27 protein-coding genes are annotated in these 24,264 nt (G+C 73.5%); 11 read left to right on the forward strand and 16 right to left on the reverse strand.

What is annotated here, in order from left to right; all coding sequences use genetic code 11:
* Positions 1-50 precede the first annotated feature (50 nt).
* Positions 51-584 (forward strand): type 1 glutamine amidotransferase domain-containing protein, encoded by a 534-nt coding sequence (locus tag B6R96_RS34765; RefSeq protein ID WP_030386680.1) that lies wholly within the window; start codon positions 51-53, stop codon positions 582-584.
* A gap of 162 nt (positions 585-746) precedes the next feature.
* Positions 747-1,406 (forward strand): HAD family hydrolase, encoded by a 660-nt coding sequence (locus tag B6R96_RS34770; protein ID WP_081524753.1) that lies wholly within the window; start codon positions 747-749, stop codon positions 1,404-1,406.
* A 23-nt stretch (positions 1,407-1,429) separates the two neighbouring features.
* On the opposite strand, the gene B6R96_RS34775 is transcribed toward B6R96_RS34770, so the two are convergent.
* The 9 genes from B6R96_RS34775 to B6R96_RS34815 all read right to left on the reverse strand — a co-directional run bounded on the left by B6R96_RS34775 (position 1,430) and on the right by B6R96_RS34815 (position 8,625).
* Entirely contained in the window at positions 1,430-1,885 is a 456-nt protein-coding gene (locus B6R96_RS34775; RefSeq protein WP_081524754.1) for an ATP-binding protein, read from the reverse strand.
* A gap of 5 nt (positions 1,886-1,890) precedes the next feature.
* Positions 1,891-2,262, reverse strand: coding sequence for an STAS domain-containing protein (locus B6R96_RS34780; RefSeq protein ID WP_030386683.1), 372 nt, complete (start codon positions 2,260-2,262; stop codon positions 1,891-1,893).
* 88 nt (positions 2,263-2,350) lie between these two features.
* Positions 2,351-3,247, reverse strand: coding sequence for a SigB/SigF/SigG family RNA polymerase sigma factor (locus B6R96_RS34785; protein ID WP_081524755.1), 897 nt, complete (start codon positions 3,245-3,247; stop codon positions 2,351-2,353).
* Between the two features lie 77 nt (positions 3,248-3,324).
* The gene (locus tag B6R96_RS34790) at positions 3,325-4,083 is read right to left on the reverse strand and encodes a metallophosphoesterase family protein (protein ID WP_081524756.1); all 759 of its coding nucleotides are present in this window, start codon (positions 4,081-4,083) and stop codon (positions 3,325-3,327) included.
* The gene (locus B6R96_RS34795) at positions 4,080-4,334 is read right to left on the reverse strand and encodes a hypothetical protein (RefSeq protein ID WP_030386686.1); all 255 of its coding nucleotides are present in this window, start codon (positions 4,332-4,334) and stop codon (positions 4,080-4,082) included. Before B6R96_RS34795 ends, B6R96_RS34790 begins: the two co-directional genes overlap by 4 nt.
* The gene (locus B6R96_RS34800) at positions 4,331-4,987 is read right to left on the reverse strand and encodes a nucleotidyltransferase family protein (protein WP_051779297.1); all 657 of its coding nucleotides are present in this window, start codon (positions 4,985-4,987) and stop codon (positions 4,331-4,333) included. Before B6R96_RS34800 ends, B6R96_RS34795 begins: the two co-directional genes overlap by 4 nt.
* 517 nt (positions 4,988-5,504) lie before the next feature.
* Positions 5,505-6,032, reverse strand: coding sequence for a copper chaperone PCu(A)C (locus B6R96_RS34805; RefSeq protein WP_081524757.1), 528 nt, complete (start codon positions 6,030-6,032; stop codon positions 5,505-5,507).
* Complete coding sequence (locus B6R96_RS34810; protein WP_081525403.1) at positions 6,029-8,272, reverse strand: heavy metal translocating P-type ATPase; 2,244 nt, start codon at positions 8,270-8,272, stop codon at positions 6,029-6,031. Before B6R96_RS34810 ends, B6R96_RS34805 begins: the two co-directional genes overlap by 4 nt.
* 95 nt (positions 8,273-8,367) lie before the next feature.
* The gene (locus tag B6R96_RS34815; protein WP_053170449.1) at positions 8,368-8,625 is read right to left on the reverse strand and encodes a hypothetical protein; all 258 of its coding nucleotides are present in this window, start codon (positions 8,623-8,625) and stop codon (positions 8,368-8,370) included.
* Between the two features lie 257 nt (positions 8,626-8,882).
* Here B6R96_RS34815 and B6R96_RS34820 point away from each other — a divergent pair, with 257 nt between their 5' ends.
* The gene (locus tag B6R96_RS34820) at positions 8,883-9,584 is read left to right on the forward strand and encodes a class E sortase (RefSeq protein ID WP_081524758.1); all 702 of its coding nucleotides are present in this window, start codon (positions 8,883-8,885) and stop codon (positions 9,582-9,584) included.
* Here B6R96_RS34820 and B6R96_RS34825 read toward each other — a convergent pair.
* Positions 9,574-9,969, reverse strand: coding sequence for a DUF4118 domain-containing protein (locus B6R96_RS34825; protein ID WP_030386692.1), 396 nt, complete (start codon positions 9,967-9,969; stop codon positions 9,574-9,576). The two genes, B6R96_RS34820 and B6R96_RS34825, sit on opposite strands and share 11 nt — an antisense overlap.
* A gap of 258 nt (positions 9,970-10,227) precedes the next feature.
* Here B6R96_RS34825 and B6R96_RS34830 point away from each other — a divergent pair, with 258 nt between their 5' ends.
* Together B6R96_RS34830 and B6R96_RS34835 are read left to right on the forward strand one after the other, a co-directional pair.
* The gene (locus B6R96_RS34830) at positions 10,228-10,995 is read left to right on the forward strand and encodes a YqjF family protein (RefSeq protein WP_030386693.1); all 768 of its coding nucleotides are present in this window, start codon (positions 10,228-10,230) and stop codon (positions 10,993-10,995) included.
* An 80-nt stretch (positions 10,996-11,075) separates the two neighbouring features.
* A complete protein-coding gene (locus tag B6R96_RS34835) occupies positions 11,076-11,540 on the forward strand; it encodes a hypothetical protein (protein ID WP_159396429.1) in 465 nt (154 codons plus the stop codon).
* A 15-nt stretch (positions 11,541-11,555) separates the two neighbouring features.
* On the opposite strand, the gene B6R96_RS34840 is transcribed toward B6R96_RS34835, so the two are convergent.
* Positions 11,556-11,951 (reverse strand): helix-turn-helix transcriptional regulator, encoded by a 396-nt coding sequence (locus tag B6R96_RS34840; protein ID WP_081524760.1) that lies wholly within the window; start codon positions 11,949-11,951, stop codon positions 11,556-11,558.
* A gap of 171 nt (positions 11,952-12,122) precedes the next feature.
* On the opposite strand from B6R96_RS34840, the gene B6R96_RS34845 reads away from it, so the two are divergent.
* A complete protein-coding gene (locus B6R96_RS34845; RefSeq protein WP_234437796.1) occupies positions 12,123-13,052 on the forward strand; it encodes a SigB/SigF/SigG family RNA polymerase sigma factor in 930 nt (309 codons plus the stop codon).
* A gap of 31 nt (positions 13,053-13,083) precedes the next feature.
* Here the strand turns inward: B6R96_RS34845 and B6R96_RS34850 are convergent, their stop codons facing one another.
* A complete protein-coding gene (locus tag B6R96_RS34850; protein ID WP_234437795.1) occupies positions 13,084-13,572 on the reverse strand; it encodes an ATP-binding protein in 489 nt (162 codons plus the stop codon).
* Between the two features lie 140 nt (positions 13,573-13,712).
* Between B6R96_RS34850 and B6R96_RS34855 the strand changes: the two genes are divergently transcribed.
* Positions 13,713-14,801: a mechanosensitive ion channel family protein gene (locus B6R96_RS34855; protein ID WP_081524761.1), complete on the forward strand. Its 1,089-nt coding sequence runs from the start codon at positions 13,713-13,715 to the stop codon at positions 14,799-14,801.
* Positions 14,802-14,847: 46 nt separating this feature from the next.
* A complete protein-coding gene (locus B6R96_RS34860) occupies positions 14,848-15,129 on the forward strand; it encodes a WhiB family transcriptional regulator (RefSeq protein ID WP_053703093.1) in 282 nt (93 codons plus the stop codon).
* 71 nt (positions 15,130-15,200) lie between these two features.
* Here the strand turns inward: B6R96_RS34860 and B6R96_RS34865 are convergent, their stop codons facing one another.
* A complete protein-coding gene (locus tag B6R96_RS34865; protein WP_159396430.1) occupies positions 15,201-16,301 on the reverse strand; it encodes a PI-PLC domain-containing protein in 1,101 nt (366 codons plus the stop codon).
* A gap of 164 nt (positions 16,302-16,465) precedes the next feature.
* Between B6R96_RS34865 and B6R96_RS34870 the strand changes: the two genes are divergently transcribed.
* Positions 16,466-18,037 carry an alpha/beta hydrolase gene (locus B6R96_RS34870; RefSeq protein ID WP_081524763.1) on the forward strand — a complete coding sequence of 524 codons (1,572 nt, stop codon included), beginning with the start codon at positions 16,466-16,468 and terminating at the stop codon, positions 18,035-18,037.
* Between the two features lie 17 nt (positions 18,038-18,054).
* On the opposite strand, the gene B6R96_RS34875 is transcribed toward B6R96_RS34870, so the two are convergent.
* Positions 18,055-19,116 carry a medium chain dehydrogenase/reductase family protein gene (locus B6R96_RS34875; protein WP_203351698.1) on the reverse strand — a complete coding sequence of 354 codons (1,062 nt, stop codon included), beginning with the start codon at positions 19,114-19,116 and terminating at the stop codon, positions 18,055-18,057.
* Positions 19,117-19,233: 117 nt separating this feature from the next.
* Here B6R96_RS34875 and B6R96_RS34880 point away from each other — a divergent pair, with 117 nt between their 5' ends.
* Positions 19,234-19,926 (forward strand): TetR/AcrR family transcriptional regulator, encoded by a 693-nt coding sequence (locus B6R96_RS34880; protein ID WP_081525405.1) that lies wholly within the window; start codon positions 19,234-19,236, stop codon positions 19,924-19,926.
* A gap of 123 nt (positions 19,927-20,049) precedes the next feature.
* Here the strand turns inward: B6R96_RS34880 and B6R96_RS34885 are convergent, their stop codons facing one another.
* Together B6R96_RS34885 and B6R96_RS34890 are read right to left on the reverse strand one after the other, a co-directional pair.
* A complete protein-coding gene (locus B6R96_RS34885; protein WP_081524764.1) occupies positions 20,050-21,615 on the reverse strand; it encodes a mucoidy inhibitor MuiA family protein in 1,566 nt (521 codons plus the stop codon).
* Between the two features lie 8 nt (positions 21,616-21,623).
* Positions 21,624-23,759 (reverse strand): DUF4139 domain-containing protein, encoded by a 2,136-nt coding sequence (locus B6R96_RS34890; protein ID WP_081524765.1) that lies wholly within the window; start codon positions 23,757-23,759, stop codon positions 21,624-21,626.
* A gap of 122 nt (positions 23,760-23,881) precedes the next feature.
* Between B6R96_RS34890 and B6R96_RS34895 the strand changes: the two genes are divergently transcribed.
* Positions 23,882-24,241: an MmcQ/YjbR family DNA-binding protein gene (locus B6R96_RS34895; protein WP_030386706.1), complete on the forward strand. Its 360-nt coding sequence runs from the start codon at positions 23,882-23,884 to the stop codon at positions 24,239-24,241.
* Positions 24,242-24,264 lie beyond the last annotated feature (23 nt).

A 24,264-nucleotide genomic window follows, 5' to 3' on the forward strand; every position in this document is an offset into this window, starting at 1 on the left:
ACCGACCACGCGACCACTGCACACGACGGCAACGGAAGGATGTGAGCGCTGTGCGCGTCGCCTTTCTGATGGCGCCCGAGGGCGTCGAGGAGATCGAACTCACCGAACCGTGGAAGGCCGTGCTCGAAGCCGGCTGGAACCCCCAGCTGGTGTCCACCGAACCGGGACGCATCCAGGCCTTCCGCCACCTGGACAAGGCGGGCACCTACCCCGTCGACCGGGTCCTGTCGAATCACACGGCCGAGAGTTTCGACGCTCTCGTCCTGCCCGGTGGCGTCGCCAACCCCGACGCACTGCGGATGAACGAGCCGGCCGTGGACTTCACCCGCGACTTCATCGCGTCGGCCAAGCCGGTGGCCGCGATCTGCCACGCGCCCTGGCTGCTGGTGGAGGCCGACGCCGTACGCGGCCGGACCCTGACCTCCTGGCCCAGCCTGGCCACCGACATCCGCAACGCCGGCGGCACCTGGGTGGACGAGGCGGTGCAGGTCTGCCACGCGCAGCCCGCGACGCTGGTCACCAGCCGCAAGCCGGCCGACCTGGACGCCTTCTGCGCCGCTCTCGTCAAGGAGTTCGGCGGCTGACCGCCGCACCGGCCGCTCCCGAGGGGCGGGGCCCTCTGGTCCGCCCTGCGGTCGTCCCCGCAGGGCGGCAGTCGGCTTCTGCCCGGGGGGCGGCCCCGAAAACCTGGAGAGCGAGCAGGAAACGCAGGGACGGGCACGCACACCACGGAGGCTGATCGCATCATGAACCGCGCCGCACTCTTCGACGTCGACGGGACGCTCACCGATACCAACCACCTGCACGTGACGTGCTGGTGGGAGGCGCTGCGCCAGGCGGGTCACACGGTGCCGATGCATCGGGTGCACCGCGCGCTCGGTCTGCCGGGCGACGACCTGATCGCGCACCTCCTGGGCGACGACCGCGACAAGAGCGAGGACGACACCCTGAGCGCCGCGCACGACACCCTCTACGGCACGTACTTCGACCGGCTGAAGAGCTTCGACCGGGCCGCCGGCCTGCTGCGCGAACTGGACCGGAGCGGATGGCGCGTCGTGCTCGTCACCTCCGCGAGCAGCCGCGAGCTGGAAGCGCTGACGAAGGCGATCGACGCCGATGACGCCCTCACCGCCACGGCGAGTTCCGACGACGTGAGCGAGGGGAAACCGGCACCCGACCCGGTGCACCACGCCCTCGACCTGGCGGGGGCGGCAGCCGGGCAAGCCGTATTCGTCGGTGACTCCGTCTGGGACATGAAAGCCGCGACACGGGCGGGGGTCACCGCCGTCGGGCTGCTCTGCGGTGGCATCCCGCGAGCCGACCTCGTGGAGGCCGGCGCCCGAGCCGTCTACCGGGACCCGGCGGACCTGCTGGAGCACATCGATCGCAGCCCCCTCGCCCGGTAGCCACGCTCACGCCCCGCCCGCCCTCACCCCGGGCCGGGAAGGCGGATCCCCGGCGGCCACGCCACCTCGCACCAGACGCGTTTGCCGTCCGACCCGGACTCGGAACCCCAGCGCCGCGCCAGGCGTTCCACGATCAGCAGCCCGTGCCCGCCCGGCTGTTCGCGTGCGTCCGGCCCGCGGGACGGCACGGGCACCGGTGGGGCGGGGTTGCCGTCAGTGACCTCGATCCGCAGCCGTTCGGCAGAGCAGTCGAGGACGAGTGCGCGGGGGCCTCCGCCGTGCAGGCAGGCGTTGGCCACGACCTCCGACACCAGCAGGAGTACGTCCTCGGCGGCTTCGCGGCCGCTCTCTCCGACGCCCGGGAGCCAGTGCCAGGCGAGCAGGGCCCGGCGGGTGAAGTCACGGCTGCGCGAGACGACGTCCGTGGTTCCGGCGAGCCTCAGGCTCCAGGTCCGGTCCGACGGCCCGCGCTGATCCATGGTGCTCAGGCTCCTCCGCCGTGTGTCGTCCTCAGGGCTTCCGTCATGTCGGGATGGATGGGGAACACACCGTCCGCACCGGTGATCCGGAACATGCGGGCCACGGGCCCGTGCAGGCCGACCAGTTCGAGGGTGGCGCCCGCCTCCTGCGCAGCGAGCCGACTGTTCAGCAGTACGTTCAGCCCGGTGGAGTCGCAGAACCCGAGCGTCGCCAGGTCCACCAGGACCCGGCGGCCCGGGGTGAGCGCCGCATCGAGGGCATCCCTCAGGGGTTGCGCCGTATCGTGGTCCAGTTCTCCCGCGAGCGCCAGGACGACGGCTCCGTCCACGGCCTCCACCGCAACGGTGAAGCGTTCTCTTTCCGCTTCCGGCACCATCCGGCATCACCCTTCCGTCGTGCTCTCCTGCACCTGCCCGGGTTCCAGCGCAATATACCTGTCTGTCCCGTGCGGACGGCTGAGTGCCTCAAGCCGGTTCGGCCTGCGGTTCCTCGGGTTCCTCGGCGAGCAGTCCCTCCCGCAGCCGGCCCAGGATGCGGCCCAGCAGCCGGGAGACGTGCATCTGCGACATGCCCAGCCGCTCGCCGATCTCGGCCTGGGTCAGCTCCTCACCGAAGCGGAGGGCGAGGATCGTCCGATCCCGTTCGGTCAGCTCCTCCAGCAGCGGCTTGAGCGATTCCAGGTCCTCGACCGTCTCGAAGCGCGTCTCCTCCACCCCGAGGCCGCGGGCCAGGGTGCCGGGCGCGTCGTCCTCCTCCGTCACGGGGAGGTCGAGGGACAGGCTGGTGAAGCCGTTGGCCGCGAGCCGGCCCTCGCAGACCTCCTCCGCGGTGATGCCCAACCGCTCGGCGAGCTCCTGCGCAGTGGGGGCGTGCCCGAGCTCCTGCTCCAGGGCGTCGTTCGCCTTGGCCAGATCGATGCGCAGTTCCTGCAGCCGGCGCGGTACACGGACGGCCCAGGTGGTGTCACGGAAGTAGCGCTTGATCTCTCCCACGATGGTGGGGAGGGCGAACGACATGAACTCGAAGCCGCGCTCCGGGTCGAACCGGTTGATGGCCTTGATCAGGCCGATCGTGCCCACCTGCATGACGTCTTCCCACGGGGCACTGCAGTGGCGCACGCGCGTGGCCGCGTACTTCACCATGCTCAGGTTCAGCTCGACCAGGGTGTTGCGCACGTACGAGTACTCCGAGGTCCCCTCCTCCAGCGTGTGCAGCCGCCGGAAGAGCGTGACCGACAGGTCGTGGGCGTCGGCGGTGCTCACCGACTGGAGGTCGGCGATCTCGGGGATCCCGGGAAGGGCGGCCGGCGATACGTCCGGCTGCGGCGCAGGGGTGGCCTGGATACGCAGAGTAGTAGGCATGAGGCCTCCTTGGGCTTTCCCTCCTGCCACATACCCCGATCCCGCCAGGTTGAAGCAGTACGGCTCGTGGCCGTCCCTCACCCTCCGTGTCCGTCGGCGCCGTCGATCGGCTCCTTCGCCCCCAGGTGGTATACGGCGAAGGCCCTGTCGATGACGGGCATCGCGACGTTGCGCACGCGCACCCCGCCGGCCGTCGTTCCGTGCTCCGTGCCCAGATGGGCGTGGCCGTGTACGGCGAGATCGGCGCCGGCCTCGTCGACCGCCTCCGCGAGCAGATAGCTCCCGAGGAAGGGAAAGATCTCGGGGGGTTCGCCCGCCAGGGTGTCCGCCACCGGGGAGAAGTGGGTCAGCGCGATCCGCAGGTCACTGCCCGCCTCGGCGAGCTCCCGCAGCGATCGCGCGAGCTCGTCCGCGCAGTGCCGGGTGTAGCGGATGAACGCCTTCATCTCGGGCTCGCCGAACTCGCTGCCGCAGCGCCCCGCGAAACCGCCGCCGAAGCCCTTCGTCCCGGCGATCCCGACCTTTGCGCCGTCCACGTCGATCAGCACGCCGTCGCCCTCCAGGACGCGTACCCCCGCCTCGGCCAGCACACGGGTGACGGCCGCCTGCCGGTTGCTCTGGTAGTCGTGGTTGCCGAGCACCGCGATCACCGGGACCGGGAGCCGGGCCACCTCCCCGGCCACCACGTGCGCCTCCTGCGGGGTGCCGTGCCGGGTCAGGTCGCCGGCGAGCAGCAGCAGGTCCGCACAGTCCTCGAGCGTCTCGAAGGCGGGGCGCAACAGCCCTTCGCTGCCGGGGCCGAGATGGATGTCCCCGACAGCCGCGACGCGGATCACGGAAGGTCCTCCGAACGGTCGGGAGGACTGGGGCAGCACACGGTGACGTCCTCGCGCCAGGGGACGCCCACGAGCTCCTCCTGCGCGATGCGCAGGACCTCGGCGCGGCACTCTCCACTGCTCACGCTGCCCCGGACCAGTACGCCTGCGCCGCGCGCCTCGACGCGGACGCCGAGCTCGGAGATCTCCTCGCCCGCCAGGCGTTCCCTCAGGTGCTCGGCGCGGTATTCGATGAGGTCGATCGAGGTCACGACGTCGCCTCCCAGGAATCGGTGATCTGGAGCCGTTCCAGCAGGTACAGGAAGGCGTCCGGCAGCGGTGCGGACCGGTGGGCGCGGTTGAGCCGGTCCCAGTCGATCTGCTCGCGCAGCATCCGGGCCATCGGCAGCAGGTCGCCGAAGTCGCAGTAGTGCTCGCACAGTGCGGTCAGCCGGGCATCCATGAGGTCCGTGGGCGCCAGGACCGGCATCCACACCGAGTCCACCGGCCGGACCACGGCCCGCTCCAGCAGCTCGGTACTCACCGGACGGCGGGCGAGCTCGAAGATCAGGTCGATCTCCTCGCCCCCCGCCCGGCCCTTGACCAGCCAGTCCTCGGGAGCGCGGCGCATGGCGATGCCGCCGTCCTCCAGCGCCCGGATCACGGCGTCCGCGTCCTCGGGCCGGACGCAGAAGTCCGTGTCGTGCTGGAAGCCTGCCGGCACGCCGTGTGCGAAGGCGGCCACGCTGCCCGCGAGGGCGAACGGCTGCCCGGACGCCTTCAGCAGCGCGGCCACGCGCTTGGTGGTCTCCAGGATCGCCTGGGTGTGGTCGTGCGGGAGGTTCCCGTCCGGACCGTCGCCCCCGGGGAGGGGGACTCCGGGCGTGGTCGCGAACTCCGACGGAGCGAGAGAATGGTTGCTCACGGTGTCCCTCCGGACGCTAGCCGGGATCGCTTGCCTGCCGTCGTGCCATGCGCTGCTGCTTGCCCGGACGGCGCCTTTGAAACCTCCCGGGGGTCCGGCCTCACCGGGATGGCCCCGTGGGGCGGACCCGTAGAGCTCGCGCGCGGGACGTCGGGCCGGTCGTCAGGTGATGGGTTCGGGAGCCGGCACCGGCCCGGGCAGGGGGCCGGGCTGCGGACGGGGATCGGGCCCCGGGGCGGGCGCCGGCTGCGGATCGGGTTCGGACTGGGGCGGAGCCGGCGGTACCGGGTCGGGACCCGGGGCGGGCACGGGCCCGGGCAGCGGACCGGGCGCAGGCCCGGGGCCCGGCCCGGGCGCCGGCGTGGGGTTGGGCGGTACGGGGTCGTCGGGACGGGTGTTCACGGTCGCCACCTCCGCTCGCATGGGGGTCGTTCGCTCCCTGCGCGGCTACCCGGCCGCCCCGGGTTGATGCGGAGGGCTGCGCGGTGCCGTCCCGCCAGCCGGCGGTGGCGGCGGTTCAGCTGCCGGGGCGGACTACCACCGTCATCACCGTCACCGGCGGGCTGTGCCGGAAGTGGAGGACGAACGGCACGATGTCGCCCGCCTGCCAGCCGGTCCTCGTCCGCGCCATGACGCTCACGTCGAAGGGGGACATGGTGAGCGTGCCGCCCGCGGATATCCGTACCGATGCGGTCATTCCCATGGTGTCCGCCCCGAGGCCGGGGCTCCGGTGCCGGCTCAGCCGGGCATCCTCCACCGCCGGTGAGGTCACCCCCGTCAACTGGTCGTCCGCTCCACCGATGTTGGTGATGTCGAAGAAGGCGGCCGTGTCCCGGCTCATGCCGTACGGGAGGAACACGCGGCCGTTGCCGGCCGCGATCTGCGGCGGGCTGCCCGCCGCGCCGGTCGAGGTCCAGATCGTCAGACCCGCCAGCGCCACCGCGCAGGCGGCCACCGGGACGACCGCGGCCCGCACCGCCTCGCGCACGCGCCGGGCGGTCGGGCGCCACTGGTCCTGGCTCTGCGCCGAAGGTGACTGCGTCATCGGCCCGTACCTCCCGTCCGGCGGGCGTACGGCGCGGGCTGCCAGGTACGCAGCCGCAGGCTGTTGCCCACCACCATCAGGGAACTCGCCGACATCGCGACGGCAGCGACCATCGGGTTGAGCAACCCCACCGCGGCGAGCGGCACGGTGACGACGTTGTAGCCGAAGGCCCAGACGAGGTTGGCCCTGATCGTGCCGAGGGTCCGCCTCGCCAGGCGGACGGCGTCGGCCACCGCCTCGATGTCGCCGCGCACCAGCGTGACGTCCGCCGCGCCGATGGCCACGTCCGTTCCGCTCCCCATGGCGATGCCGAGGTCGGCGCAGGCCAGGGCGCCAGCGTCGTTCACCCCGTCGCCGATCACCGCGACCCGGCGCCCCCGTCCGCGTAACTCCTTCACCAGCCGCGCCTTGTCCTGCGGCGAACACTGGGCGTGCACCTCCGCGATCCCGAGCGCGGCGGCGACACGCGCTGCGGTGGCCCGGCGGTCGCCGGTGGCCAGTACCGGCTCCACGCCCAGGCGCCGCAACCGGTCGACGGCCCGGTAGCTGCCCGGACGCAGAACGTCCCCGAGGGAGATCAGCGCCTGGTCGGCGCCGTCCACCCGTACCAGGACCGGCGTGTGCGCGACCGCCTCCGCCTCGACCAGGGCCCGGTCCAGCGACGGGTGGAGGTCCGCGCCGGCGGCGCGGACCTCCACCCGGTGGCCCTCCACCACCCCGGTCACACCGATGCCCGCCGTGGCCAGGAAGCCGCTCACCTCGCCCGGTGGCCGATGCCGGACCTCCTGCCGTGCGTACGCGACCACGGCCCGGCCGAGCGGGTGCTCGGAACCCTGTTCCACCGCGGCGGCCAGCCACAGGGCCCGCTCCCGGCCGATCCCGTCGGGCACCGGTGTCACCCGCGCGACGGTCATCCGGCCGGTGGTCAGCGTGCCGGTCTTGTCCAGGACCACGGTGTCGACATGGCGCAGCGTCTCCAGGGCCCGGGGGCCGCTGACCAGCAGACCCAGCTGCGCGCCCCGGCCCGTGGCCGCCAGCAGGGCGGTGGGAGTCGCCAGCCCCAGCGCGCAGGGACAGGCCACGACGAGCACGGCCACACAGGCCGTGACGGCTGCCTGCGGATCGGCCCCGGCGCCGAGCCAGAAGCCGAGGACGGTCGCGGCCAGGGCCAGGACCACCGGGACGAAGACACCGGCCACCGTGTCCGCCAGGCGTTGGGCCCGGGCCTTTCCGGCCTGCGCCTCGGTGACCATGCGGGTGATGCGGGCGAGTTGGGTGTCCGCGCCGACCGCGGTGGCCCGGACGACCAGGAGTCCGCCCGCGTTGACGGCGCCGCCGACCACGGCCCGACCGGGGCCCACCTCGACGGGTTCGCTCTCGCCGGTGACCAGGGAGAGGTCGAGGGCCGAACCGCCGGAGGCCACCACTCCGTCCGTCGCGACCCGCTCGCCCGGCCGGACGATGAACTCCTGCCCCACCCGCAACTGCGCGATCGGGAGGAGCCGCTCGCGGCCGTCCTCCCACAGGGTCACGTCCTTGGCCGCCAGGCCGGCCAGCGAGCGCAGCGCCTCACCGGTGCCGGTGCGGGCCCGGGACTCGAGGAATCGCCCGGTCAGAACGAACAGCGGGACACCGACGGCCGCCTCCAGATAGATGTGCGCGACGTCCCCGCCGATCGAGGGCAGCAGGCTGAACGGCATCCGCATCCCCGGATCGCCCGCCCCGCCCAGGAACAGTGCGTACGCCGACCAGGAGAACGAGGCGACGACGCCCAGCGACACCAGGGTGTCCATCGTCGCCGCCGCGTGCCGCAGTCCCCGCAGGGCCCGGGAGTGGAAGGACCACGCGCCCCAGACGGCGACCGGCGCGGCCAGGACGAAGCACAGCCACTGCCAGTTGCGGAACTGAAGGGCGGGCACCATCGACAGCACCAGAACGGGAACGGACAGCAGGGCGGTGATCAGCAGCCGCTGCGACTCCTCCCGGCCGGGGGACCCGGGGGACCCGCCCTCGGGCGCCGGTGTGCTGTTCTCCGCGGGCACGGGAGGCGCGGGCACGGGAGGTGCGGGCAGCTCGGCGGTGCAGCCCGCCTTCTCGACCGCGGCGACGAGGTCCTGCGTGGTCACCCCCGGCGGATGGCTCACCCGGGCCCGTCCGGTGGCCAGGTTGACCGTGGCGCGGACGCCCTCGATCCTGGCCAGCCGCTTCTCGACCCGGTTCACGCAGGCCGCACAGGTCATCCCGCCGACGATCAGGTCGGTGGTCACCGCCCCCGTCCCCGCCGCCGCCCCCGTCCCCGCCACCACCTGCGCCTGCGGCTGCGTCCGCTCGGCCGTCACCGCGTGCCGCCCGCGCCACCCGTGCCCGTACCGCCGCTGTGCCCGTGCGGCCGGCCCAGGTCCCCGTCGAACGCCGGGGCGTCGATCTCGCCGGACCGCATGCCGGGGGCCACCGGCCCGGCGGAGGCGCCCACTGCGTACGCCGCGGCGAACATGCATATGAGGAGTGCCAGGAAGCCGACCAGCGCCGGGGGCGGGGCCCACTGCTTCAGGGTGGTGATCACCGGGTTCGGGTACTGGGGCCGGTCCGTCATCGTCACTCCGGATTCTTGTACTCGGTTCCAGACGGACGAGGTGCCGATCATGCTGTGCCGGAGCCGGGACGGCACTCCCTCCGGCGAGGTGGTCGGGGAGGGGCGCGAAGAAGTTCCCGTGACTTCCGGTGAGGTGCCGTCGAGGTCACAGGGTTGGGCCCTTATGGACCGCTTGCTCCGTATGTCACTCTGGCCGGGCGCATCGGCTCACCCGCCTGCCGCATCCCCCGGCCGATCGACCGACACGGAACACGCCCATGCCCCTGCCGTTCCCGTACCGCGCCGCTCCCGCCGTGCTCGCCGGTGCCGTGGCCGCCCTGTTGGTGGCGTGCACGCCCTCGGTCGCCGCCGGTCCGGCGGTCCCCGCCACCTCCGCGCCCGCCACCCCCGGGCGGACGCTCACCCCCGCCGCTGCCCCCACACCCGCCCCCGCCCCGCCCTCCGCGCCCGTGGAATCGATGCTCTCCATACCCTCCGTGGGCGTCTCCGGGCTGCGCGTGGTGCCGTACGAGGGCACCACCGACGACGTCCCGGGGACGCGCATCCAGGACCTCGGCGTCGCCGCCAGTCCGTACGGGAAGCGGGGCGGAGTGGGGCCCGGGCAGGTGGGCAACTTCCTCGTCACCGCGCACCGCCTGTCGGCCGGCGGCCCGCTGGGTGACCTGCCCTCCGTGAAGCCGGGCGACACCGTCCTCGTGACCGCGGGCGGGGTGGTGTACACGTACGAGATCACCGCCACCCGGAAGACGTCCTTCCGGTCGGAGCGCTCACTGAGCGAACAGCGCGCCGCAGTGCCCGGGCAGCCGGGGGCGGCCCCGGACCGGGCCATGATCACGATCTCGACCTGCGCGACGCCGGAGGACCACGCCGAGGGCAACTACTGGAGCGACGCCCAGGGCAACCCGGAGCACCGCATCGACAAGATAGGCGTCCTGCGCACGACCTCCCCTACGGGGTGAGCCGGCGGTGAGCGGCGCGCGCGTTGGCGAGGCGCGCGACGACGGTTCCCGTGCTCGCCGCCGCCAGGAGACAGGCGAGGCGCACGAGGTCGTAGGGGGCGTCCCAGGTGAGCCGGCCGATGGGCGCGGTCGCGTAGGCGTTCAGGACGAGCCAGCAGAGCAGGGCCGTGCCGGGCGCTGCGGTGAGGCGGGCGCCGGTGCTCACCACCGCCACGGCGAGGGAGAGCGCCAGGAGGTCGATCAGCGGGTCGCCGGGGCCGTCCAGGAAGTTGAGCACGGCGACCAGGGCGACGGCAGCGAGGGCCGCGGCGGCCCAGACCGAGCCGGTCGGCGCCGGGGTCGGCACGGGACGCATGCCCGAGCTGATCCGTTTCCACTCCAGCATGCGACGCCTCCTTCACGCGGTGGCCCCGCCGTCGGGGCCCTCCGAGATGATGCACCACCGGGCGCGCGCCTTCCTGCCCGTCACTGCCGACGCCCCGCAACGTCATCCCGCCAACTCCGCCCGACCGTAAGGGTGCTGAGCCACCCTCCGGGCCGCCCCGCCCTCCGGGCCGCCCCGCCCTCCGGGCCGCCCCGCCCTCCGGACCGCAGCCCCCGGCGGGTGCGCCGCGGGAGGGACGGGCCGGGGGATACTGGCCGCATGCGTCAGACGCCGCCGCCCGCAGCCGTCCCCGAGCCGATAACGGCCGACCCGCCGCACACGGCGCACCGGCCCCTGCTCACGCAGTCCTGGCTCGACCTCGCCTTCCTGCACTGGGCCGCCGACCCCGCCGACGTCGCCCCGCTGCTGCCGGCGGGTACCGTGCCGGACACCCTGGACGGGGTCACGTACGTCGGCCTGGTGGCCTTCCGCATGCACCGGGTCGGCTGGTTGCGCCTGCCCGGCGTTCCCTACCTCGGTTCCTTCCCGGAGACCAACGTCCGCCTCTACTCGGTCGACGCCCACGGCCGCCGCGCGGTGGTCTTCCGCTCGCTCGACGCCTCCCGGCTGATCCCGGTGGCCGTCGGCCGGGCCGCCTTCCGACTGCCGTACGTCTGGTCCCGGATGACGGTCCGTCATGACGGCGATACGGTCACCTACGCCAGCAGCCGCCGTTGGCCCGGCCCGCGCGGCGCGCACAGCCGGATCGCCGTCCGGATCGGCGAGCGCGTCGCGGAGCCGACCGAACTGGAACACTTCGTGACCGCGCGCTGGGGCATGCACACGGAGTTCCGCGGCCGAGCCCTGTACCTCCCGAACGCGCACCCCTGTTGGCCGCTGCACCGCGCCGAACTGCTCGACTGCGACGAGAACCTGGTGGCCGCGGGCGGTCTGCCCGCCCCGGCCGGACCGCCGGTGAGCGTGCTCTACTCGCCGGGCGTCCCCGTACGGTTCGGGTGGCCGGCGGCCGTCCGGCGCACCACTTGATCGATCCGCGGAACCGGACGGCTCGCTTCTTCCTCTCCCAGGGCGTACGGACGGGGATCGGCGCAGGAGAGGAGACGCGCATGAGCGGCACCGCGGGCAGCGGGACGGAGGGCGTCCGCCCGAAGGAGATCGAGACGGCATGGTGGCTCACGCTCGCCGCCATGGCTGCGACCCTCGCGGACTGGGCCCTCGGCGCGTTCGTGATCGAGCCCACCGGCCTGGGCGAATTGACCGCCTACGCCGGAGCGGATGCCGCCGCGCGCCGGCTCGCGCTGTCGGGCGGCGTCCTGCTGGTGATCCTCGCCGGCTGGCTGGCCGTCGCGCTGAGGATGAGGGCCGGCCGCGGCTGGGCCCGGACGGTCCTCGGTGTCGTGGGCGCCGGAAGTCTGCTGTTCCTGGCCACCGACCTCGGTATGAGCGGGACGCAGCTCGGCATCGGCCCGGCGGTGGCCGCCCTCCCGGAGCTGCTCACCGCGGCCGCCGCGGTCCCGTTGTTCCTGCCCGAGGCGCGCGCCCACTTCCGGGTGCGGCCGCATCGGGTCTGAGCCGTCGCAGACGGCCTACACCACCGCGTGGGGCTCGCTGTCGTCGGGAGTGTCGTTTCTCACCCCGCCGGCACTCACCCCGCCGGCGGACGGCGCCGGCTGCGTGCTCAGCGGGCCGGCCAGGTAGGCCAGCAGGCCGGCGATCTCGTGGCCCGCCTCTGCCGGGTGGCGGAAGCGGGCGCCGGGTGCGACCACGTAGCGGTTGCGCCGCCCGTCCCGGATCCGGGTCAGGTACCCGTCCGCCTGCAGGTCGGTGACGATGGCCTGCACGGTGCGCTCGGTGAGACCGCAGTCCACCGCGATGTCACGCAGACGGATGCCCGGGTCGCGTGCGATGGCGATCAGTACCCGGGCGTGGTTCGTCAGGAAGGTCCAGCCGTTGCGGCGGTGGCCTGTGTGCTCGCTCTCCACACCGTCATTCTTGAGGGATGACTCACGAAATGCAATTCCCGAACCACTTTTCCGGTATTACTTGACGTCTGTCCTCGGCCCCGACAAGGTGCAGGGAAGCGGAGGCAGACTTCCGCACGACCCGAGCTATCGAGACGCACCGCAAGCACCCGTGCCCAAGGAGCGAAGACGATGACCTTTACGGCCACGGCCGAGGCCATGACCCCGACGACCCCGACGAGGACCACCACCGGTGGTACCGCAGGTGCCGCAGCCGCCCCCGGACTGGGCGGGCTGCCGGACGTGCCCTGCCCTCGGGAGCTGTCGACCCGCGATGCCCGGGAGCTGACGCATGTCTTCTTCGAACGGCTGCACAGCCTGGAAGAGGGCACCCGCGAGTACCAGTACGTGCGCAACACGCTCATCGAGATGAACATCTCGCTGGTGCAGTTCGCCGCCCGCCCGTTCCGTGACCGCCCCGGCGGTCCCGAGAACGAGGACATCATCCAGGTCGGCATCATCGGCCTGATCAAGGCCATCGACCGCTACGACCCCGAGCGCAACACCCAGCTCACCACGCTCGCCCTCCCGTACATCACGGGCGAGATCAAGCGGCACTTCCGTGACACCACGTGGGCCGTACGGGTTCCGCGCCGCCTTCAGGAGCTGCGCCTGGAGCTCGCCAAGGCCACGGAGGAGCTGACCGCCGAGACGGATCGGGCGCCGACGCCCGCGCAGCTCGCCGAGCGGCTGGACCTCACCGAGGACGAGGTCCGCCAGGGCCTGGTCGCGGCCAACGGCTACACCACCCAGTCCCTCGACGTGTCCCAGGACAACGCGGCCGGCGGCGCCCAGGCGCCCACGGCCGTACGGGCCTCGCGCAGCCTCGCCGAGACCATGGGCGACATCGACCCGGCCCTGGAGGCGGTCGAGGACCGGCAGGCGCTCGCGCCCCTGCTCGCAGGCCTGGACGAACGCTGCACCCAGATCCTGGAGCTGCGCTTCGGCCAGGAGATGACCCAGGCGGAGATCGGCGAGGAGATCGGTCTCTCCCAGATGCAGGTGTCCCGCCTGCTCACGCGCACCCTGGGCACCCTGCGCGCGGAGCTGCTGCGGGACTGACCGACTCGGCGGAGCGGCCGTCCGGGCCGATTCAGGTCCGCCAGGGACCAGGACCACCCGACCGCAGCCGATCGGCGTCGAACTCGGCCCAGACGACCTTGCCCTGTGCGATGGCCTCGGCGCCCCACAGGTCGGCGACCCTGCGCACGAGCAGCAGGCCGTACCCGCCCGGAGCGCCCGGAGTGCGCAGCCGCGGTGTCCCGGGCGCCAGCCGCCGCAGGTCGCCGTGCCCGTCGTACACCTCGACGCGGAACGTATCCCCGCCGCGGAGCAGGAGCTCGTGGCAGCCGTCGGCATGGAGATTGGCGTTGGTGAGCAGTTCGGACACGACCAGGATCGCGTCCTCGGACGCCTCCTGACCGTCCCAACCCCAGTCCTCCAGCGCCTCACGCGCGAAGGCGCGCCCCCGCGCGACCTGCCGACGGGCGCCGCGCAGGGAGAGCCGACGACGTTGGGCAAACGTCGGTCCCCGTGCTTCGCCCCATGTGCGCTCGCCGGTGTCCGCTCCGATGGTCCGCACTGCGCCCTCACCTCGTCCTCGGCTCCGATGTCCCGCTATGTCGTGGTGCGCTTGTACCCACGCTCGCGCCGTGGACGCCTCCACCCTCCCCCCGACTCTCCCGGACCCCTTTCGTCACCGAGACCCACCTCAGAGGAGACATGAACAGCCTTCTGCGACTGGTTGCCGTCCTCGGCGGCTCGATCGTGCTCACCCTCGTCGTGAGCCGGCTCACCGACCTGCTGCTGCGGCGCGCGGCCGCCCGCCGGCCCGAGACACCGTTGTGGGGCATGCTGCGCCGCTGCCGTACCTCGGTCCGGGTGCTGCTGTTCACCGCGGTGCTGCGCGGGGTGTACCGGCAGATCGAGTGGCAGCCGCTGCACGATCACGAGGCTGCCGTGGGCCGGATCCTGACGCTCGTACTGATCGGGGCGGGCGCGTGGTGCGTCGTCCTCGTCAGCTCGGCCGTGGTCGAGTCCTCGTACGCCCGCTACGCGCTCGGCACGCGCGACCCCTCCCGCGTGCGCAGGGTCCGTACCCAGGTGACGCTGATCATGAGGATCGTCACCGCCGTGGTCGTCGTGGTGGCCGCCGCCGCGATGCTGCTGACCTTCCCCGACTTCCGTGCCGTCGGCACCTCGCTGCTGGCATCGGCCGGCATCATCGGCATCGTCGCCGGCGTCGCCGCCCAGTCCACCCTGGGCAACCTCTTCGCCGGCTTCCAGATCGCCTTCGGGGACATGGTGCGCATCGGCGACACGGTCGTCGTCGCCGGTGAGTGGGGCGTGGTCGAGGAGGTCACCCTGACCTTCCTGGCCGTGCGCACCTGGGACGAGCGCCGGATCACCATGCCCGTCTCGTACTTCACCGGGCGGCCGTTCGAGAACTGGTCGCGCGGCGGGATCCAGATGACCGGCACGGTCTTCCTGCACTGCGACCACACCGCCCCCGTCGCGCTGATGCGCGAAAAGCTCAAGGAGGTCCTGGACGGCTGCGAGGCGTGGGACGGCCGCGGGTGGGACCTGTCCGTCACCGACACGACCGCCTCCACCATCGTGGTGCGGGCGATCGTCACGGCGAAGGACCCCGACGACCTGTGGACGGCGCGCTGCGCGGTGCGCGAGGAGCTGGTCACCTGGCTGGCCGAGAAGCACCCCTACGCCCTGCCCCGGGTCTCCACCTCCCCGGCCGTCGTTCCGCCGGCGTACGCGGACGGCGTTTCGGAACGGGTACCCGGGTCAGACGCGTGAGGGAGACGTCCGAGGACGTGCGCAAGCCGATGAGAGGAGCGCGGACATGTCGAAGGTGGCACGCTTGCCGGGCCGTGCGGAGCACCTGTGGCAGTGGCAGGAGGAAGCGGCGTGCCGGGAGCTCGGCACCGATCGGTTCTTCCACCCGGCGGGGGAGCGCGGCGAGGACCGCTCGATGCGGGAGCGGCGGGCCAAGGAGGTCTGCGCGCAGTGCCCGGTGCGGGCGCAGTGCCTGAGCCACGCGCTGCGCGTGCAGGAGCCCTACGGCGTGTGGGGCGGCCTGACCGAGGACGAGCGGCGGGCGCTGGGCGCACGCAGGGCCGGCTGACCGACCGGGCGGGCCGCGCCGCGTCGACGCGGGACGATCCACCCGGTCCGGTCGGCAGTCCGATGGACGGATCAGGGGCGTGCGCCCAGCTCGGCGACGATCGAGGCCGGTGTGTGGCCGCTCCCGTCCGACAGGCGGTGGAAGTCGACGGAGACGAAGTTCGGGTCCCGGCCCCCGGTGGCGGACCGGCACTGCTCGGCGATGCGGTTGCGCAGCTTGGTGCCGTTGTCCAGGGCCGCGGTGAGGACGGTGGGCACGTTGCGGTGGTGGCTCATCGTGAACAGGCGCCGGAATCCGGGCTCCTGGCGGTCCAGGGGTACGTCGGGCCAGCGGCTGACGCACGCGAGGTCATTGCCCAGGTCCCCGAGGCTCCAGAAGTTGCTCACGGTCCAGGACTTGTCGTACATGACGCCCAGGTGCTCGCGGTCGGACCGGTCCGAGAAGATCAGCAGGCGCTTGCCCGCGGTGACGAGGTCGGCCACCTTCGGCCAGCCGTGCTGCCGTACGCCCCACGCGTCGGGCCGGAACACCATGTCCTGCAGGCCCCTGACCCGGCCCAGGGACTGCTGCAACTGATCGGCGCCGACATAGTCCTCCAGGAAGACGGTCACGACCTCCTGCGGATGGGCCGCGAGGAAGTCCACCACGGTCTGCATGGTGCCGTGGAAGGACTGCCGCGGCAGGGCGTAGGTGGCCCCGGCGAAGGTCTTGCAGTCCCCGTGGCACAGGTACACGTCGCTGGGGTAGCAGTCGCTGCCGAAGCTGATGATGCACAGCCAGGTGCTGCGTTCGTACCAGTGGGTGTCCAGGCTCAGGCCGCGGACGCCGTTGTCGAGCTGGGCGCGCACCGACTCGGACTGGTTGACCGAACTCCAGCGTGAGTCCTCGTAGTTGGTGAAGGCGTTGTGGGTGGTGAGGAAGGCGACCTCGTCGAGCCGCCGGTCGCCCCAGCGGGCGGCGGCGGCCGCGGCCGGGGTCCCGGACGGCGCGAGGGTCGCGGCGTCGGCCGCGCGGGTGCGGGCCGTGGCTGCGGCGGGGGCCGCCCCGGGTCCGGGTGCGGCGGCCGCCGTGGTCGCCGTACCGAGCAGGGCCAGCAGGAGGAGGCACACCAGGAGGCGAAGGCTGCGCCGCGGCCGCGTTGGCTGCGTCCGCTGCATGTCCATGTCAATCATGGCGCGGAGGATAGCGCGCACTCCCTCGATCCGCTGCCCCGCGGACACGACCGGCCGGATGCGGCCCCGGATCCGGCGGGCCGCCGCCCCCGCTCGCGCGCGCCGCCGCAACGCGGTTTGGTGGAGGTAGGGGTGCGTGCAGTTGAGGCGGAGGAGGGCGCAAGATGCCCGGACCCGGCCCGTTGTCCCGCCGCGGCCGCTGCGCGGCGGTCCTCGTCGCGGGAGCGATCTGCTCGTCGGTGCTCACCGCGCCGCTGCTCGGCGCCGCCCACGCGGAGCCGTCACCCTCGGCGACCGTCCCCGCGCTCGACTGGAGCCCTTGCAAACCCGGCAGCCCGTACGACTGCGCCACCGCCCGCGTGCCGCTCGACCACGCCGATCCGGCGGGCCGCACCATCGATCTCGCGGTGGTCCGGCGCACGGCGGGCGACCCGGCACGGCGCGTGGGCACCCTCTTCGTCAATCCGGGTGGCCCCGGCGGCCCCGGAACGGTGCAGGTCCCGCAGAACTACGACTCGTTCCCCAAGGAGCTGCGCGAACGCTTCGACATCGTGAGCTGGGACCCGCGGGGGATCGGCAACAGCACGGCGGTGAACTGCTTCGACAGCCCCGAGGAGGCGAAGACCTGGGCCGCGGGCAAACCGATCGGCTTCCCGGTGGGTGAAAAGGAGCGCGCGACCTGGATCGACGCGTACGAGGAGCTGGGCCGCCGCTGCGAGAAGCGCGACCCGGACCTCCTGCGCCACGTCTCGACCGCCGACACCGCACAGGACCTGGAGCTGCTCCGCCGGGCGGTGGGGGAACCACAGCTCAACTACCTCGGTGTGTCCTACGGGACCATCCTCGGCGCCACCTACGCCAACCTGTTCCCCGACAAGGTCCGGGCCATGGTCCTGGACAGCAACATCGACCCGCTGGCATGGACGAACAACGCCTCACCGAGCGAACCGCGGACCACGACCCTCCTGCGCATGGGCTCGGACCGCACCGCGGCGGCGACCCTCGACAAGTTCCTGGACCTCTGCGGATCCGCCACCACCGCCCGCTGCGCCTTCTCGGCCGGCAGCCCGCAGGCCACCCGCGCCAAGTACGACCAGCTGATGCAGCGCCTGCGGGAGCACCCTGTGGGCCCGTGGACGTACGCCGCCACCGTCGCGGACACGGTCAGCAGTCTGTACATCGTCCGGCCGGGCTGGACCGATCTCGCCGCCAGGCTCCAGGACCTGTGGCAGGGCCGCACCCCGAAGCCGCCCCAGTACCCGCCCCCGCCCCCGGTCAAGCAGCCCGGTCCGTACCTGGGGGAGGAGCAGGCGGCGGCCGTGTGGTGCGCCGACAGCCCCAACCCGCGCGACCCCGGCGTCTACCCCGGCCTCGAAGAGGACAGCGCCAAGCGTGCGGGCGACGCCGGACGGTACTGGACCTGGTCCGGCGAGCCGTGCGCCACCTGGCCGGCCCGGGCCGCCAACCGGTACGACGGCCCCTGGGACAAGCCCACGCCGCACCCCGTCCTGGTGATCGGCACCACGTACGACCCCTCGACGCCCTACTCGGACGCCCAGGCCATGGCCGGGGAACTGGCGGACGCCCGCCTGCTCACGAACAACGGGTACGGCCACACCGCACTCTTCAACAACTCCAGCACCTGCATCAACACCTACGAGAGCCGCTACCTCATCGACGGCACACTCCCGCCGCCCGGCACGACCTGCCAACCCGACCGGCTCCCCTTCTCCTGACCGGTCCGACGGCCGGGTCACGGGACGAGGACGACCTTGCCGGCGACCGTGCCGGACTCGGCCAGGCGCATCGCCTCGGCGGCGCGGGCCAGCGGGATCTCGGCCGCGACCTTGGCGGTGATCTCACCGCGCTGCAGGGCCGAGAACACCTGGGAGAGGTCGGAGCGCAGACGCGCCCGGAAGCGGTCCTTCGCGTAGGCGCGTCCGGCCCACACGTTGAAGAAGTACGCGCGGCGGCCGTTGGGCAGCGCGTTCCACACCCACACCCGCCCGAGCAGCCTGAGTACCGGCCAGGAGCCGGAGCCCTCGTCGTCGCGGGTGGCGGCGCTGCCGTAGGAGACGAGCGTGCCGCCGGGCGCCAGCAGCCGCCAGGAGTCGGCGATGCCGTCGCCGCCGACGTGGTCGAAGACCGCGTCGACCCCGCCGGGCGCGAGGGCGCGGACCCGGGCGGCGACGTTGCCGGACCGGTAGTCGATGGGGGTCACGCCGAGGGCGCGCAGCGCGTCGTGGTGGCGGGTGGAGGCGGTGCCGATCACGCGGGCGCCCGCGGCCAGTGCCAGCTGGACCAGGATCGATCCGACCCCGCCGTTGGCGCCGTGCACCAGTACGGTCTGGCCGGCGCGCACCCGGGCCTTGCGGTGGAGCATCTGCCAGGCGGTGATGCCGTTGACGACCGCGGTCTCCGCGTCCACCGCGCTGACGCCCTCGGGTACGTCGACCACGTCGGCGGCGGCGAGGGCGATGTGGCTCGCCCAGCCGCCCGTCTTCGTCAGGGCGGCCACCCGCTTGCCGAGGAGGGCCGAATTCACTCCCGGGCCCACGGCCAGCACCGTGCCGACGAGGTCGTATCCGGGGACGAAGGGGAACGGCGGCTGGTCGTAGTACCGGCCGCGCCGCATCTGCTGCTCGGCGAAGGAGACGCCGGTCGCCTCCATGGCGACGACCACCTGGCCGGCGGCCGGCGCCGGGACCGGACCGCGGTGGAGCTGGAGGCCTTCCGGCTCGACCTTGCCCGGCAGAACGATCTCGACCCGCTCGACGGTGTTCGTCATCATGACCTCCAGATGGATGGTTTGCATCTCTCGTGTTCGTTAGAAGCTGTAACTAAAGTGAATGGATAACTCGAAGATGTCAAGAGAGTGTGCCGATGGTGATAGGTTCTAACTCCAGCTGTGGAGCGGCGAGAGGTGGCGGGCATGACCGGTACGACGAAGACCCCCCGTGAGCGGTACCGGCAGCAGGTGCGGGAGGAGGTCAAGGAAAAGGCCTGGCAGCAGATCGCCGGCTCCGGCGCCTCCGCGCTGTCACTCAACGCGATCGCCAAACAGATGGGCATGAGCGGACCGGCCCTGTACCGGTACTTCGCCAATCGCGACGAGCTGATCACCGAGCTCATCCGCGACGCCTACCGCAGCCTCGCCGACGCCTTCATCGCCGCCGGGGGACCGGGTGAGGGGGCGGGCCGGGCCGGGTTGCCCGAGCTGGCCCGGGTGCTGCGGCGCTGGGCCCTGGAGGACCCGCACCGCTACTTCCTCATCTACGGCACTCCGGTCCCCGGGTACCACGCCCCGCAGGACATCACCGCGATCTCCCAGGAGCTGATGGCCGTCCTGCTGGAGGCCTGCGCCGCCGCCGTACCGCCCGCGGCCCCGGGCCCGATCCCGACCCCGGGCACGGAGCCGGACCCCTTCGACGACCACCTGGCGGACCACCGGGAGTGGGCCGCGAGCCACCCCGACGCCCCGCCGTCGGCGCTGCGCCTGGCCCTGACCTTCTGGAGCCGCCTGCACGGCGTGCTGTCCCTGGAACTGGCGGGCCACTTCACCGGCATGGGCCTGGACCCGGCCCTGCTCTTCGAGGCCGAGGTCCACCGCATCGTCACGCGCTGAGCCGGCGTCTGGGGTCAGACCCGGAAGAAGAACCGGTCGGGGTTCAGTACGCCGTCGTAGTCCGCCCGCAGCAGGTGCTCGGGACGCCCTCCCGGTGGTCGGTGGCCGCGGGCACCGACCCGCTCACAGACCGGTGACCTTGGCGCTCGCCGACATTTCGTAGACCAGGGTCACCGTCCGGCGGCCGCCCGGCGCGAGGGCGACGTCCCAGCGCACGATGCCTTCGGCATCGACCCCGTCCGGCGCCGGCGAGCAGGCCTCCTTGCGCAGGCGCACCTCCACCGCCGAGACCTCCGAGACCGGGATCCGCTCCCGGAGGACGACCACCCGTTCGCCGTCGTCCCCGGGGGCGGAGAAGCGCGACAGGTGCAGCCGCACCGTGCGGGTGACCACCGTCCGCTGGGTGAATCCGGCCGAGTCCCGGGACTCCTCGGTCTGCCGGACCACCCGGTGATCGTCGCAGCTGCCGAAGGCCAGCTCGACCGGCGCGCCCGGAGCGGCGAACTCCAGCGTCCCGCGGCCGCCGAACCCGCTGCCGCGGACCAGGTCCACCGGCCCGGCGAGCAGTGCGTGACCGGACCGGTTGTCGAAGGACACCACCCGGGTGACCAGCGGCGACAGCTCGGGTGAGCAGGCGTACTCGCTCGCCGCGGCCGTGCTGAAGGCGGACAGCGGCACCCGGTGGGCGCGGCCGTCCCCGCGTACGGACACCGGCACGGGGGAGTGCAGCACCCGGGCCTCCCCGCCGTCGTCCACCCCGGGCAGTCCCAGGACCGAAGCCGCCGGACCGAGGTCCCCGATCTCCTCCTCGCGCAGCTCGACATCGACCGCACGCCGCTCCGCCGCCGTGCGGTCGGCCAGCGTGAGACGGTCCTCGCCCAGCCGCGGCGGCTCGGTGGCCAGCGCCGACCGGGCCGTCGACAGCGTCAGCCGTACGTCGGACCAGTCCTCACCGGTGCGCTGCCAGACCATTGCGTCGGTCTCCAGCGTCAGGGAGTCCCCGTCGAGCACGGCCCGGTAGGCGGGGCGCCACAGCGCGCACGGGACGAGATGGCTCAGCCGCAGCCGGGCCGGGCCGGCTGCCGCCGCTTCCACGGTCAGCTCCACATGGCCGACCAGCTCGGCGGGCTCCGTCTCGGCCAGGTCCACGGCCCGCCGGGTCTCTCCGAGTTCGACCGCAAGGGCGGCCAACCGGGTGTCCACGGTGCGCAGTTGCTCGCCGTGCGCATCGCGTTCGCCGTCCACCCGGTCCATCTCGCGGGTCCAGCGCGCCCGGTCGCTCTCCCCGCGGCCGGAGCCCTCGCCGATCTCCCGCAGCAGATCGGCCGCCAGCCGGCCCAGCACGTCGAGGCGGGCGTGCAGACGCTCGCGCCGGCGCCCCAGCACGCGCTGCTCCTCTTCGAGGTCGTGCACGCGCAGCCCCAGCACGGAGTCGTCCTCGGCGGACGGCAGCGGTCCGCGCGGCTGCCAGGTGCGCACGATGCGCACGTCGAGCACGGTGGCGGGGCCGTCGGCGGTCAGCTCGGCGTGCAGGGTGCGGTCGACGGCCAGCGCGCTGACCGGACCGAGCCGCAGCCGCTGGACCCCGGCCGCCAGGTCCAGTACGACGCTGCGCTCGATGTGGGCGCGGTCCTCCAGGCAGGTGACGGCGGTGACGGGAAGGGCGATCGGCTTCGGGGCCGTGGTCATGATGGGTGTCAGCTCCTGCGGTTGCCGCCGACCAGGGCCTTGCCGGCCGGGATGCGGATCTCGTAGCCGCCGTCGAGGGCGACCTGCCCGCCCGCGGGCAGCTCCACCCGCCAGATGCGGGTGCCCGGGGCGTGGTGCTCCGGCCCCGCGCCGGGCTCGGGCGTGGTCCAGGTGGCGCGTTCCTCGACGCGGACGTCCGGTTCGGACGTGACGGGCACCCGCTCGCGGACCTCGACGGTGACGGGCCCGGCGAGCCGGTTGGCCAGCTCCACGTGGACCTGGTGGTCGAGCACGGTGGTGTTGTTGCGCAGGCCCGCGGTGGACTCGCGCAGGTTCGTCCGGCGGGTGACCCGGATGCCCTCGGCGGGCCCCAGGCCCACCCGGCGCACCCCGCCGGGGGCGAGCGTCGGCAGGGCGGCGGTCAGCAGGAACTCGTCGTCGACGGTGACCTCCACCGGGCCGGCCAGCAGCGCCTGGTCGGTGGCGTTGGAGAGCACCAGCGTCGCGTACACGGTCTGCTCCACGGACGGCGCGCAGACGTACTCGGTGCGCAGACCGACCGGGATCTCGCCGACCGTGACGGTGTGCCAGGTGCCGTCCGAGGGGATGTCGGCGCGAGCGGCGGCGTCGAACCGGTGGTCGAAGGAGCCCGCCGACTCGCGGGGCCGCACGGCGTGCCCGGGCAGCGGCAGCCTGCCCACGGCCTCGGCGCGGCGGCGGTGTTCGGCCGCCACCGGGTCGAAGGAGGAGTCGGGGAACAGCCGGCCGCGGCGACCGCCCGGCTCGCCGGGGCCGCACAGGACCAGGGCGGCGTAGTCGAGCTCGGCGCCGCTGGGCTGCGGCGGCCCGGGCGCCGGTTCCGGCGCCGCGGGGGCCGGGGGTGCGGCCCGGCCGGGTGCCTGCGGGACGGCGGGAGCCGGTGCCCCGGCGAAGGGCATGGCGCCGGAGCGCGACCGGTTCGCGGCCGGACGTGCGGGTGCCGGCTGCGCCTGCGGCGGGGCCGGCTGCGCGTAGTCGGGCAGGGCGCCCCCGAAGGTCTCCGAGGAGGCGCCGTACGCGGCACCGGGCGCCGGGGGAGCGGCGTAGCTCTGCGGGGCCGGCGCGGCAGCCGGTGCGGGCGGAGGCGGCGGAGGCGGGACGGGACCGGACGCGAAGCCGGCCCTGACCGCGGCGGGTACGGCGGTCGGGGCGGGGCGGCGGGGGCCGGCCGCCTCGTACCCGGTGAACAGGTCGGCCAGACCCGCGGGCGGCTCGCGCCAGCCCGACGGCGCCGGGGCGGGCTGACGGCGCCCGATGCGGACCGACCGGAGCCTGGGCAGGTCGGTGCGGCGCCGCAGGTCGGCGGTGGCCAGCGCGATGCGCACGCCGGTCCAGTCCTCGCCGGTGCGCTGGGCGACCGAGGCCCGCAGCACCAGGCGGCCGGAGCCGTCCCCCTGACGGTGCGTGAGCCGGTAGGCCGGCACCCAGACGGCGCCCGGTACCCCGTACTCCAGCTCCAGTTCGACCTCCCCGCCGCCGTCCTCGTCGCCCTCCGCGACCGCGGTGACGTCGAGGGTCAGCAGGGCGGAGACCGTGGTCTCCACATGCGCCGACGGTGCGTCGGTGGACGCCCGGGACAGCCGGTCCGTGGCGATGGAGAGTTCGTGCTCGACGCGGCGCAGCTCCTCCTCCGCCTCGGCGAGACGTTCGTGCAGGTCCGTCAGGCGCCCGTCGACGAAGTCGGCGAGCTCCAGCCATGCGTCGACCGCGGTGCGGCGGTGCGGGGCCTCGGGATCGGGGACCGGAGGCACCGGGTGCAGGGCCCGGATCTCCTCGATCAGGCCCAACTGCCGGTTCCGGCGGCCCTGGGCCGCCGCGTGGGCGTCCCGCAGCCGCTCGACCTCGCGCCGCAACGCGTCGGGTGCGTCGGCGCCGAGCGGCTCGGCCTCGACCTCCACCCGTGCTTCGGTGACGCGCACTGCGGAGACGCCGAGGACAGCGGCCCGCAGCGAGGCCGGATCCAGTGAACGGGGCAGTCCCGTCACGCGCACCCGCCCGTCCGGCGGCACGCTGCCCCGGACCAGCCGGCGGCAGAGCGCGCCCTGCGCGTACACCACGACCGAATCGAGGGTCGAGTCCCACCGCGGTGCTGTCTTCGCCGTCATGTACTCCGCCCCTGCCGTGTGCGTGCCGATCGAAGCCTACGCCCGAGCGGCCCGGGCGTCCGCCGTCGGGCCGCTTCCTGTGGATCAGGTCCGCTGTCAGTGGCCTGTCGTACGGTCAGGGGGTGTGCACGTCCGACGAAGCCCGTGAAATCGCCCTCGCCCTCCCGGAGACGACCGAGAAGGAAGCCTGGGCCATGCCCACCTTCCGGGTCGCCGGGAAGATGTTCCTGACCCTGCCCGACGACGAGACCTCGTTGGCCGTCCGCTGCCCCAAGGAGGAGCGCGACGAACTGGTCCGCGCCGAACCCGGGAAGTTCTGGGTCGCGGACCACGAGGCCTCCTTCGCCTGGGTGCGGGCGCGCCTCGCCGCCCTCGACGACGTCGACGAGCTCCGTGCCATCGTCGTCGACTCCTGGCTCCAGGCGGCGCCGCCGCGGCTGCTCCAGGCCCACCCCGAGCTCGGGCCCCCGGCCGGGCCCTGAGGCCCGGAGCGGGCTCGTGCGGC

The sequence above is a fragment of the Streptomyces sp. Sge12 genome (assembly GCF_002080455.1).
Taxonomy (GTDB): domain Bacteria; phylum Actinomycetota; class Actinomycetes; order Streptomycetales; family Streptomycetaceae; genus Streptomyces.